Here is a 13313-nt window from a genome sequence, read left to right on the forward strand (position 1 = left end):
ATGATAAGCTCAAAGATAGCTATGCAGCGGCGGTAATGCTCGCTTGTGTCTTTATCTGGTTGCCCCTGATTTGAATTCTATACACACCCTAACCTGTAAGGTCTCATACTTGTAAGTAGCAATCGGTTTCATAACAATCCTTATTAATGAATGAATAAAATATAGCGCCGATAACAATGATACTAACAGGCTTACCTCTACCCTACCTCAGCAATAACTGACTGTGACGGTACGATATAGTCAAAGAACCACTAGAGTACTTACCTTACTATGGGATTCCCATATGGTTACCCTGTTAAATCATTTTCCATGTCATATCATTTTCACTCAAACGATGATAAGTCAGCTGAGGATAGCCAGATAAATCTAACATCTGTAAATTGTTTAACGCTAGCATTAGCGCCTCGTAATACGGCTCAAGCATAGCAAACTGTGCAGGGGTGGTATGCTGTACATTCAATAAACACTTATCTTCTAAATCTTGACTGGCCTGACGTAGTTGTGGCACACCTGTATAACGACTACCGCCTAATATACGATGAGCAGTTTGTGCCAGCATGTTGCGGTCTCTCTTTTCCCATGCCTGGGCTAATGCCTGTTTTTCATCATTGATCGTATCAAGCATCATAATAATAAGCTTGGCTGCCAAATCAGGTTTATTTGCTGAGCGATGCAATGCATCTTGCCAATCCAAAACCTCTAGACCTCTAATTCCTTGATCGTAATCTCCTGACTCTGTATATGCTATCCGCTCATCATGAGAGCCACCTATTGGTTTTTTCGGTGCAGACAATTTCGGTGCAGACAATAATGGTACCTGTCCATGTTTATTTAAATGTAACCCTTCATAACGAGGTTGGGTTTCACGTGATGGTTCTCGCCTATAATCGTCACGAGGCTGACTGTCACGTAGGTAGTCGTCACGAATTTTTTTCAATGATAAAGGACGAGTAATTTTTTGTGAGTTGGCGATATCAAACGCATCATTCTTATCGGTTTCATCTCCTTGTACCATGGTGTAAGCCTTAGTAGCAGAATCAGAAGGCCAAGTTGACTGTATTTCAGCATCTCTATTTTGCAAATCATGAGGCTGAATACTATTACTCATTGAGTGACTAGTGACCGAATCAATAACACCAGACTCTGTCTCTGATACCTCACCATCATACAAGTCAACACTTTGTAAATCTGTGCTAGGCAGCGCCATTAATTCTGATGTGTTCGATGTCCGTCCAAGCCATTTTTGTAGTACTTGTAGCAATTGCGGTTGGCTAATAGGTTTACCAACATAATCATTGATGCCACTGGCGATCAGTTTATCTCGTTCATCCGCTAAGCCATGCGCTGTCAGCGCTATAATAGGGGTATGATTATCATCACTTTCAATATCGCGAATCTGACGTGCTGCCTCATGCCCTGACATACGTGGCATTTGAATATCCATAAATATTAAATCAATATTATCTTTACCCTGAATAGCCGTTTTATCTTCGGTATTTGCATCTTCAAAAAGCGTACTATTAGATTTTTTATTCGCTTCATCGCGAGCTTCCGCTTTAGAGAGCTGAGTTTTACTTGACAGACTCTGCTTATCATTTTTCGATAATTTGGTGTGTTTAATCTGCTGCTTACTGATAATCTCTATGGCATCAAAACCACTACTTGCTGTCAAAACATGAATACCAAGTTCACTCAACAAAGCATCTAATACCAGTAGGTTGGGTAGATGATCATCGACTGCTAGAACCGTTACCCCTTTCCAACGTGGTTCTTGCAAACTGGTTGGCACAGTCCGCTTTTGCGTATCTAGCATGGCGTAGAGCTGTCTTTTATCCAATGGTTCATACAAAATATTGGCATGATAGCGATTCAATAGTGCCTGATCCGCAGCCACTTGATAACCAAATACCGCAAGCTTGCCTTGGTAATGCAAGCGAATCTGTTTGAGCAGTGCCATCATATCGTCTTGTGTATCATCATCGACGATGACCCAGTCCCAATAATTACCGCGTTCTTTTAATGATTCAAGCACACCTGGCAATGAGTTGGCTTGGGTCAGTGTAATCGGTAAATATTGCAAGCTGGCTTTGAGCACTTGGATAGAGGCGGCATGATTAATCCATACCAACACATTAAACTCATCGGTCTCACTCGCAAGCGGTGCCAAGACTGGCAGTTCAATCGTTTGACCAGTGGCTGCCTCTAGTACATCGACATGGGCTGGCATGCGAAACCAAAACGTCGCGCCCTGATTGGCGATGTTTTCTTGCGCATTGTCATGAAAGCCAATGTCACCACCCATCAGCCTAGTCAACTGCTTGGAGATGACCAGACCCAGTCCTGTACCACCGTATTGACGAGTGATAGATGGATCACCTTGGCTAAAGCTCTGAAACAGCATTTTTTGATCTTCTACAGAAATACCCTTTCCACTATCTTGTATACTAATCATCAGGTAGTTGTCACGGTGATCATCCAAGCTCACCCGTACGACCACATCTCCAGTATCAGTAAATTTAATGGCATTGCCCACAATATTGGTCAATACCTGCTTAAGACGCAGAGCATCACCGTTGATACGCATCGGTACATCGTTATAAAACAGCACCGCCATGCGCAAACCTTTCTCTGCTGCTACTGGCGAGAGCATATCCACCACGTCATAAATGGTGTCATAGAGGTCAAACTCATGGCGATCGAGTACCAATTTACCTGCTTCAATTTTGGAAAAATCCAAAACATCATTTACCAATGCTAGCAAATGAGCTGAAGACTTACGTATGGTGTGCACATACAAATCTTGCTCAGGATTTAACTCACCATGACGTGCTAATAGATTAATAAAACCATCAATACTGTTAAGTGGTGTACGCAGCTCGTGGCTGATATTGGCCAAAAAAGCAGACTTGGCTTGACTGGTCGATATGGCGGCATCACGCGCATTTCGAATAGAGATGTTTTGCATTTCCATCTCGTCAAAGGCCAAACGTAAATCATCTTCCGTTTGCTCTGCATGATCCTTAAGCTCTTGAAAGCTCATATGCAAACGGCGGAATGTCCTGACCAAATCTTGCTGCAGCAGATTGAGCTCACCATCTGATTCAACCGGAATGGGATAATACAAGTTATCTACATGAGTGCGTTGTAGCTGCAAACGTAGCTCATAGATTGGTGTTATCCAGCGCTTTGAATAAATATTTAAACTGAGTAATAAAATCAATATCGTGAACAAACCAGTAATCACTAGCGCCATGGCAATACGATAACGCGCAATATAAAGCGGCTCGTTATCCATATCGATTAATAACCACAGTCTTTGTCCTTCAAAATCGCCTAGCACACTGCCATAAGCAGTACCAATCGGTGTTTGCTTTTGTGACAAGAAACTTTCTTTGGTATCGATGGATGGCCACGCTTCATCTAATCCGTAACCAACGGCGGTAAGCACCTGATTGTTTTCGTCAATAATAGCAATACGCTGTACGTGTTGCTCGGACTGCATTCGACCCAGCTTATCTTGGATATCCTCAAGCTTTGTAATAACGGTCTGAGGCGTATCACCTATATAAATTTCGCTAGTAACTTGCTTTTGCTCTTGCTCTAATAATTCAGGAATGAGCTCGGCAATCACTGGTGTATAACGAATAAGCACCGCTTCAGCCAAGACACCTTGCTCTGAGTTACTCGCACGCATGGTTTCATAAAAGACCAAAATACCGCCAACGGCTGCCAACACACAAATTGGTAAAAACACCAATATGATTAATTGGTCATACGCACTGCTTGTATCAAAACGTTTTTTATATGCCATGCTAGTGTTACTCTCTACTGGAATGTTTGCTACCTATTAATCGTAGCAGCAAACCATCCTACCTAATAAAAAATTGTCTAAGATCGACTGAATTGAAGATGCGCCCTAGATACTTCAGCCATTTTAACAGCATTTATAAACACAAATATCATCATCTATGCCATTAACCGCATACTTAGATTTCTTCTACTTGGACTTGTGATATATAGTAAATATCTGTTGCTTTAACATCATTTAAATTATCTAGCCATTTTCGAACGCCACTCATTTAACAAAATATATTGATGCCATCAGCGTAGCCAAAAACAAAATGATATAATGACTCAAATTTTTACTGGCTATCGCTTTGTTGCGACTTATTGAAGTGGCAGTAGTACAATTAACCACTAAATCATTAACTTACCGCGATAACAACTGTAATCACACCTTTACTCGAAAACTAAAATTATATTTAAAACTTAATATCAAAAATTAATAAGGATACCTTATGTCCGTGGCAGCCATATCAAATGCTAATTTTATTACTCAGGTCTCCACGCTTGCTGACTGTGTCGGTCAGACACCATTGGTTAAACTACAGCGCTTACCTGACACAGAGCAACTAACAAATGGCGCTACCGTACTGGCCAAGCTTGAGGGAAATAATCCAGCAGGTTCTGTCAAAGATAGACCTGCTTTCAATATGATTTATCAAGCAGAACAGCGTGGTGATATCAAGCCAGGCGATATGCTCATTGAAGCAACCAGCGGTAATACGGGCATTGCTTTGGCCATGGTCGCCGCGATGCGTGGCTATCCGATAACACTATTGATGCCGACCAACTCAACCCAAGAGCGCAAAGATGCCATGATTGCCTATGGTGCGACGTTAATCGAAGTCGATGAAGGCATCGAGGCGGCACGAGATTTGGCGATGCAAATGCAAGCAGCGGGTCAAGGTGTTGTATTAGATCAGTTTAACAATCCTGATAACAGTCACGCTCACTACCTGACCACAGGCCCTGAACTATGGGCTCAAACTGGTGGTAAAATAACTCATTTCATCAGCTCAATGGGTACCACTGGTACGATTACAGGTGTGGCACGATATCTTAAAGAACAAAACCCCGATATTAAAATTATTGGTCTACAGCCTGATGAAGAAGCATCTATTGCAGGCATCCGCCGTTGGCCTGCGGCTTACATGCCTGGTATTTTTGATGCGGATTTGATCGATGACGTGATGGATATCAATCAACGTGTTGCAGAGGTTTATATGCGCAAACTGGCAAAAACAGAAGGTATCTTCGCAGGAGTATCTTCAGGTGCAGCAGCTTGGGCTGCAATACAAGTTGCCAAACAAAATCCAGACGCGGTTATCGCTTTTATTGTATGCGATCGTGGTGATCGTTATTTATCGACAGGTTTATATAATGTCAATGATAGCGTAGACCATACAGCACTATAATCTTATAAGAATCAATATTATAAATAGTCGGGTTTATCTATGACACAAGCATTACCTTCCGACCCTATACTGGTCTTTGATATCGAGACTGTCGCTGATACAGAGGGTGCGCGGCGTATCTACCCGCAGTTGGCTGAGCTCAATGACGAAGACGCACTAAGCGCATTGACTGCGATACGTATGCAAGAAGCCGGGCATGATTTTATGCGCCTGCCATTACAGCGTATTGTCTGCATTTCTGCATTGTATATCAAAGATGGCAAGTTTTCTTTATTTTCACTAACAGCAGATAAGCTGAGCGAAAGAGAGATTCTTACCAAGTTTTTTAGAGCTTTTAGTGAGCTTAAAAAGCTACCACAGATTATCAGCTGGAATGGCTCAGGCTTTGATATTCCGGTGCTTATTTATCGCGCCATGCAATACGATTTATCAGCGCCATGGTTATTTGAAGAAGGCGAGCGTATAAAAAACATGCGCTTTGACAATTACGTCAATCGCTTCCACACGCGCCACCTTGATTTGATGGATAGATTTAGTCAATACGGTGCCAGTCGCCGTGAAGCCATGGATGTCGTTGCACGTTTGTATGGCTTACCAGATAAAACAAAATTAGATGGCAGTATGGTTGGTAAGCTTGTCACTACTAATGACTGGCAAACGCTTTCTATCTATTGCGAATCCGATGTGATGAATACTTGGCTCATATATTTACGTTGGTTGCGCTTGACCGGACAACTATCGTCACAAGACTTTGATGCTTGGCAACAGCAGAGCTATGACTATTTAGCAGGATATACCCAAACAGATGGTCAACTGCGTCATCAGGACTTCATCGCTCATTGGTCCTCTGCACCCACATCGTGAAATACTAGCATTACAAGCAATCACTTTTACTTTCATTTTTAGTTACTTATCATTAAGGCAGGTTTATGCAACCCACCGATTCAAAAACGGCTATAACCTCTGACGCGACGTCACAAACCAACGCTGGCCAAACTATCATCGTTCCGCCAAGTAAGAAAAAATCTAAGCCATCATCAAAAACACGTCGTCGCCTAAAAGATGCCGAGCCAATTCCTTTTACCATTGATAGATTGTCGCATGATGGTCGCGGTGTTGCCACCTATGGCAATGGTTTTGGGGTTGACGATGGTCATGCTGAAGACAAGCATGGCAAAACAACCTTTGTCAGTTTTGCGCTGCCCGGTGAAAGCGCGTTGGTCAAAATAACCAATAGCCGTAGCAGTTTTGAAGAAGGCGATGCCGTTAGTATTACTGCCAATCCAAATCCTGAGCGAACCGTACCACCCTGCCCGCACTTCGGGGTCTGTGGCGGCTGTAACTTGCAGCATTGGCAGCCAGAAAGCCAAATCACCTTCAAGCAATCTGTACTGGCCGAAATGCTTATTCATCAGGCCAATGTAACGCCTGATAACTGGCTCGAACCCGTGGTCGCCGATCGTCTTGGCTACCGTACAAAAGCACGAATGGGTGTGCGTTATGTCACCAAAAAAGAAACAGCGTTGGTCGGCTTTCGCGAGCGTTCAAGTAACTTCTTAGCAGAATTAAATGAGTGTCACATTCTAGACCCAAGAATTGGTTTTGAAATTGAAAACTTAAAAGCACTCATTAGTACGTTAGAGAGTCGCAATAAGATTGCCCAGCTTGAACTGGCCATGGGTGAAAAGATACCTGAGCTGCCAGATGGCAACCAGCCCGTTGCGCTTATCGTGCGTAACTTAGAACCATTGTCAGACGCTGATATAGAGAAACTCAAAGTGTTTTTTGCAGAGCGTAATTGGCAGTTATATTTACAATCTAAAGGGGCTGACAGCATTCAGCGCATCGCACTGACCGATGCTGATGATATGAGTCAGCAGTTTGGGCGCTTGTATTATCAGCTACCAGAGTACGATCTGACGTTTGAGTTTATTCCGACTGACTTTACGCAAGTAAACTTATCGGTCAATCGCAAAATGACCAAACTCGCCTGCGACTTATTGGATCTAAAAACAGGAGAGCGCGTACTGGATCTGTTTAGCGGCTTGGGTAACTTTAGCTTACCACTAGCACGGCTTGTTGGTGAGACAGGGTCTGTAATCGGCGTAGAAGGCAGCGAAGCCATGACGGCGCGTGCAGCAGATAACGCACGACGCAATGGTATCCATAACACCGAATTTTATAGCCAAGACTTGACGCAGGACTGTACCGACAAACCGTGGGCGAACCAAGGGTTTGATGCATTGCTGATTGATCCACCACGCTCTGGCGCATGGGAGATTATGCAGTATTTGCCTAAATTTAATGCTGAGCGTATCGTTTATGTCTCTTGTAATCCTGCGACGCTCGCCCGTGATACAAAAGCGTTATTAGAACAAGGCTATCGTTTGACAGATGCTGGCGTGATGGATATGTTCTGTCATACGGGGCATGTTGAGTCGATCGCCCGTTTCGAAAAAATAGCGGTCTAGTCGTTCTCTGACTATATTTATCTTTATAAATGGCTGACATTACATAGCCTCGCTTGATTTGTCGCCTTAAAATGAGATAATAGTGAACAAATTTTCTATGTTGATTTTATTTATGGCTAGAAAGTTTTATATCTATAACTTTATATATTTTATGCACAGTTTATGGCTGCTAAAAATTTTTAGCAGCTCTATCGGTTTATAGTGAATACTTTTTGAATCATAAACTTATGGCATTCAAAAGATAAAATCAGTAAGTCAAACAAGTTCAAACACTACGAGCCGTAGACTAAATAATTTTGACACCGCTGATTGTATTTTTGGGGTTTGGTAGTAGAGTGTGTATAGTAGATGCAGTTATAATCAATTCAAAATAGCTAAGAGGAGTCGGCTATGGTAAAAATTCGTGAAGGATTGCCACTTGTGGATGGACAGACCACAAAAGCCGATAGTGCAACACTTGCGGCACAGCTGGTCGCGAGCCAACGCTCTCATCAGTCTGCCAATAGCTATGCTCAAATTCCCCTTGATATAAAATACCAGCTGACCACTCATAAGCTACATACTACGTTTGACCGTTCAGCATTACACACTATCCATAGTCATGATTCCCACAGCAATGATTCACATAGTCATGATTTAGAGCTTGATAATGAATATTCCAACAACCCGCTTTTAGATGAAAATAACCCTCTCGCTGAAAAAGAGCCAGAAGTCATTGATTTAGATCAGGTGAATATCGATGTCCCTACTTGGTTAGACAACGTGGCCAAGCGTATCGGACAAGACTCTGTACCCAACTTGCATGCTGCTTGTGAGTTCATTCGTAATCACATGAATACCAACGAATCTGAACGCTCAGGTGCTTATGTGACTGGTATTGGTATGACCGACATACTGACCTACCTTTATCAAGACGAAGACGCCCTTGTCGCGGCGATGCTTTATCGCAGTGCACGTAAAGAAATCATAAGCCTTGCCGATATTGAAAAGAACTTTGGATCGCATATATCTACTTTGGTCAAAGATGCCTTAGCAATGGGTAAGCTGTCTGAAATTATCGAAAATAATAAGCGTTTGGAAGATCACTTTGTCAACAACCAACGTGACCAGTTATCCAATATCTATAGCATGCTTATTTCCGTCACTAACGATGTACGCGTGGTGCTTATTAAGCTAGCAGAGCGTACCTTTGCTATGCGTGAGCTGACATTTTCTAGTGTCACTCGGCAAAGTCGTGTGGCACGGGAAGTCATGACCATTTATGCACCATTAGCGCATCGGTTGGGTATTGCACAGCTAAAATGGGAACTTGAAGACTTAGCTTTTCGTTATCTCGCACCTGATCGCTACAAAGAAATTGCCAAACTCCTCTCCGAAAAACGTAGCGAGCGTGAGTCTTATATTCAGCGTGTACAAGACCAGCTCAATGAAGCCTTAGCAGCGTCCAATATAGAAGCCGAAGTTTCTGGACGCGTCAAGCATATATATTCTATCTACCGAAAAATGAAGCTCAAAGGCTTATCCTTTGATCAGCTTTATGATATTCGTGCACTGCGGGTACTGGTCACCACGCCTTCAGACTGTTATCACGTACTCGGTCTGGTACATGGCCTATGGCGTTATATTCCTGAACAGTTTGATGACTATATTACCAACCCCAAATCTAACGGCTATCGCTCACTACATACCGCTGTTATTGCTGAGAAAAAATCTCTTGAGGTACAGATTCGTACCCATGAAATGCACTTTGAGGCTGAGCTTGGCATGTGTGCGCATGTCAATTACAAAGAAGGTCTAAAGAATAAAAAGGATAACTATCTCAGTCAGAGAATCAGCTCTCTACGTCAATTATTATCCATTAATAATGAAACACGTAATCAGCTACGCTCACCTTCATTAACAGATGACGAACTCGATGATACGGAGCTCGATGAAGAGGAGCAACTCGTTGACTTTGATGAGCTCGAACGTATTTATATCTTCAGCCGTGATGGCGATATTACCGAGTTACCAAAAGGTGCCACCGTTCTTGATTTCGCTTACTACGTGCATACGCAGGTTGGTAACCGTGCCCAAGCCGCGCGAGTCAATCAGCGCTATGTGCCATTGACTTATCAACTCAAAACAGGTGAGCAAGTTGAAATCATCACCAAATCATCACGTGAACCTAATCGTGACTGGTTAGTTGCATCCCTCGGTTATATTCATACCAACCGTGCACGCTCAAAATTAAGGCAATGGTTCAATAAACAAGACCGTGATAAAAACATCGAGATTGGTCGTCAAATGCTCAGCAAAGAGCTTGAGCGGTTATCAGTACATCCAAACAGCATTGACTTAAATGACTATCTTCAACATTTTAATGTCAATACCACCGACGATATTATCGTGGGCTTGGTGACTGGTGAGATTGGTCTAAACCAGCTCACTAGCCATATTTCTCGTCAATTGCATCTAGAGCCTGAGAGTCCTCCAGAAGACTTCATACTTAGTGTCGATAACAGAGATGCAGACAAACTCGATGCTTATAAAATCCATATTGATGGATTAGATAATATTGAAGTTCATTTAGCAGGCTGCTGTCACCCTGTACATGGTGAGCCTATTGCTGGTTATATCACCTTGTCACGAGGTGTCAGTGTCCACAATCGTGGCTGTCCCGAATATGCACGTTTAATAGAGCGTGATCCAGAGCGCGAAATAGAAGCAGCTTGGCGCGTTCAATCCGGTCGCTATCAACCAGTTGATATTCATGTAGAGGCATATGACAGACGAGGACTATTGCGTGATCTAACACAAATTATTGATAAAGAAAACGTCAATATCCGTCAGGTTCAAACCCTTAGTAATGACGATAATATCGCTTTTTTGAAGTTTCATATTGAGGTTTCAGGACTGGCTCATTTATCTAAGCTACTGGCCAAATTGGAGCAACAGCACGGTATCTTACATGCTCGTCGAGCTGTCGTCTAAACAATACCTTGGCATTGCCTATTTACTTAACAATACTCACTTAATAATACAGCCATTAGAAAAACATCATGCCTGAACTACCTGAAGTAGAAACCACCAAGACTAGTCTTGCACCACTGCTAACACAGCAGGTTGCTGATGTAAAAGTATTTCAACCTAAACTACGCTGGGCGATGCCTGATGATTTAGATAAATTGGTTGGTTTTACACTTGATAAGGTTGAGCGCAGAGCAAAGTATTTGATACTCAGTTTCTCATCATCACGATTCAATGCTAACCGTAATACAGCCAAAACTGCGACGTTAGAAACACGTCAGCTGTTAATTCATTTGGGCATGTCTGGCAGCTTGCAGCAACACAGTTATGTGTACCGATAAACGCAAACACGACCATTTAATCATAGTCTTTAATGATGTTGATAACACACCATCTCAGCTACACTACTATGATCCAAGACGTTTTGGCTCAGTGTTATGGTATAAAGATTATGGCACGAAACTATTAGACCATTTAGGGCCTGAGCCACTATCAGACAATTTTACTGCCGATTACTTATATCAGCTCATTCAACGCACCAACTTACCAACTAAAAAACAGCCTATTACACGCCCTATCAAATCCATTATTATGGAACAACAGGTCGTGGTAGGTGTTGGCAATATTTATGCAACCGAAAGCTTATATTTATCAGCAATTCATCCCGCAACACCCGCTCATCAATTGTCATACGATCAGATTGTTGTACTAGTTGATCATATCAAAGTCATCCTTCAAAAAGCCATCATACTTGGTGGCTCAACGTTAAAAGACTTTACAGTTGCCAGTGGTCAAACTGGTTATTTTCAGCAGACATTAAACGTTTACGGAAGACAAGGAAAGGCCTGTCCAACTTGTAATACCATACTTGATAATATAAAACTTAACGGTCGAGCAAGTGTTTTCTGTCCGAGCTGTCAACCATCGATGTGAGCAGTATTTCAGACAGTTACTGCCTATCTCATTCACCATAAATATATCAACACAGTCATTTTAGGAAAACACCTTATATTTTTTCATTAAGGTCATTATATCATGCGTATTTTTGTTGCTTATTAGCCCGCATCTTGCTTTAATAGCAATAGCACTTACATAAATAGTGCATACGGTTTATTTATCTGTAATATTTAACCTAGCTATCGTTGCCGCGATATTTCTTTTTGAAAATAGCAGCAGCCACCAATCATACTAATTGTGAATTTTAGGATATCGTTATGACTGTTAAAGCCAAGAATCAACGCACATTTAAGCAAAAAGCTTTTACTGTCGCCGCAAGCTTAAGTTTAATGGCCGCTAGTATGCAGCCTGCCTTGGCAGCAATAGAGATTGATGAAACGGACTTTGGACCTTCCTACGAAACCATGTTGGTCGATACTGCTGTAGGCAAACCTCTACAACTTGTGAGCGCTGTCACTGGTACGGCTCTCTATCTTGTTAGTCTACCCTTCTCCGTCATCGGTGGTAAAACCACTCAAGCACAGCAAAAGCTGGTTGTTGAGCCTTGGAGCGCGATGGGACGTTGCTTAGGTTGTACAGTTGCTGAAGACAGCTATTATAAATCACAAGTCACGGATGATGATATCGTGCGTATTGTGGTAGACCAACCATCAGAAATTTTCATTAATACCAATGACTATGTCGTGGTCAATCCATAAGCAGTTATTATTAGAAAACGTTCAATAATGAACACACTCTAAAAAACAACTTTGTAAAATGACAATAAAAAAGGCTAACCTCGCGTTAGCCTTTTTTATTATTTTATTCGCCATAACAGGCAGTCAAAAACTCTAAATGGATATAAAACAGCTGAGTGCATATGCTACTAATATTACATTTGAAGAGAGTAACCCTGTAGCGACTTTCTGACTATAGCTTTATTTTGAACCATTAGTATTGCTAAGCTTAGCACTAATTTCACGCAGCAATTGCACCTCTTCTGAAGGCTCAACGACTTCTTCTACCACTTCTTCCACTTCATCAGCACGGCGCATCTTATTGACCGTTCTCACCATCATAAAGATAATAAACGCCAAAATAATGAAGTTAATCAATACAGTAATAAAATTACCGTATGCTAATACAGGTACACCCGCTTCTTTAAGTGCATCATAAGTCATAGCAATACCGTCAGGAGCATCACCTAACACTAAGAACATATTCTTAAAGTTGATCTCGCCACCGAAAATAAAAGCGACAAATGGCATAATAATATCGTCTACTAAAGATTTTGTGATAGTAGCAAAAGCGCCGCCAATGATGACGCCAACCGCTAGGTCCATCACATTGCCTTTTAACGCAAACTCTTTGAATTCTGATGTCATGCTCATAATGTATCTCCTAAAATTTTTTCGAGTATACTATATTTTATGTGCCACACAATAAGCCATCTGATAATAGGTATCATTTGAGTGCTGTAAGGCTATTTTTACGTATTTATTGCCATATTGTATACATATATTGATATCCTTAGTTATATATAACATATTATAAGTTTAATTAAGATACTATAGTTTATATAATTTAATTAATATATTAAGTAAAAATTATATTAACAGCATAAAAAAAAGGCCAACAT

At 41.7% G+C, this 13313-nt stretch carries 7 protein-coding genes and 1 pseudogene; 6 read left to right on the forward strand and 2 right to left on the reverse strand.

Features of this window, described 5'->3' with window-relative positions; translation table 11 throughout:
- Positions 1-295: 295 nt before the first annotated feature.
- Positions 296-3811 carry an ATP-binding protein gene (locus tag ACT3QP_RS12540; protein ID WP_444525729.1) on the reverse strand — a complete coding sequence of 1172 codons (3516 nt, stop codon included), beginning with the start codon at positions 3809-3811 and terminating at the stop codon, positions 296-298.
- Positions 3812-4298: 487 nt separating this feature from the next.
- Here ACT3QP_RS12540 and cysM point away from each other — a divergent pair, with 487 nt between their 5' ends.
- From cysM to ACT3QP_RS12570, 6 genes and pseudogenes are all read left to right on the forward strand, one after another.
- Positions 4299-5258 (forward strand): cysteine synthase CysM, encoded by a 960-nt coding sequence (gene cysM, locus ACT3QP_RS12545; protein ID WP_444525730.1) that lies wholly within the window; start codon positions 4299-4301, stop codon positions 5256-5258.
- A gap of 39 nt (positions 5259-5297) precedes the next feature.
- Positions 5298-6122 (forward strand): 3'-5' exonuclease, encoded by an 825-nt coding sequence (locus ACT3QP_RS12550; RefSeq protein WP_442069711.1) that lies wholly within the window; start codon positions 5298-5300, stop codon positions 6120-6122.
- Positions 6123-6187: 65 nt separating this feature from the next.
- Positions 6188-7729, forward strand: a complete 1542-nt coding sequence (gene rlmD, locus ACT3QP_RS12555; RefSeq protein WP_192519855.1) for a 23S rRNA (uracil(1939)-C(5))-methyltransferase RlmD — start codon at positions 6188-6190, stop codon at positions 7727-7729.
- A 390-nt stretch (positions 7730-8119) separates the two neighbouring features.
- Positions 8120-10702, forward strand: a complete 2583-nt coding sequence (locus ACT3QP_RS12560) for a RelA/SpoT family protein (protein WP_192519856.1) — start codon at positions 8120-8122, stop codon at positions 10700-10702.
- A gap of 68 nt (positions 10703-10770) precedes the next feature.
- A pseudogene (gene mutM / locus ACT3QP_RS12565) lies at positions 10771-11671 on the forward strand (bifunctional DNA-formamidopyrimidine glycosylase/DNA-(apurinic or apyrimidinic site) lyase).
- 281 nt (positions 11672-11952) lie between these two features.
- On the forward strand, positions 11953-12393 hold the full coding sequence (locus ACT3QP_RS12570) for a hypothetical protein (protein WP_192519858.1): 441 nt from the start codon (positions 11953-11955) through the stop codon (positions 12391-12393).
- Positions 12394-12612: 219 nt separating this feature from the next.
- Here ACT3QP_RS12570 and mscL read toward each other — a convergent pair whose 3' ends face one another.
- A complete protein-coding gene (gene mscL / locus ACT3QP_RS12575; RefSeq protein ID WP_444518503.1) occupies positions 12613-13065 on the reverse strand; it encodes a large conductance mechanosensitive channel protein MscL in 453 nt (150 codons plus the stop codon).
- Positions 13066-13313 lie beyond the last annotated feature (248 nt).

Source organism: Psychrobacter sp. AOP7-B1-24 (assembly GCF_052376215.1).
Taxonomy (GTDB): Bacteria; Pseudomonadota; Gammaproteobacteria; order Pseudomonadales; family Moraxellaceae; genus Psychrobacter.

Coding starts and splice junctions, on each gene's coding strand:
- ACT3QP_RS12540 (WP_444525729.1), bottom strand. CDS start 3,811: ATGGCATATAAAAAACGTTTTGATACAAGCAGTGCGTATGACCAATTA.
- cysM (WP_444525730.1), top strand. CDS start 4,299: ATGTCCGTGGCAGCCATATCAAATGCTAATTTTATTACTCAGGTCTCC.
- rlmD (WP_192519855.1), top strand. CDS start 6,188: ATGCAACCCACCGATTCAAAAACGGCTATAACCTCTGACGCGACGTCA.
- mscL (WP_444518503.1), bottom strand. CDS start 13,065: ATGAGCATGACATCAGAATTCAAAGAGTTTGCGTTAAAAGGCAATGTG.
- ACT3QP_RS12570 (WP_192519858.1), top strand. CDS start 11,953: ATGACTGTTAAAGCCAAGAATCAACGCACATTTAAGCAAAAAGCTTTT.
- ACT3QP_RS12560 (WP_192519856.1), top strand. CDS start 8,120: ATGGTAAAAATTCGTGAAGGATTGCCACTTGTGGATGGACAGACCACA.
- ACT3QP_RS12550 (WP_442069711.1), top strand. CDS start 5,298: ATGACACAAGCATTACCTTCCGACCCTATACTGGTCTTTGATATCGAG.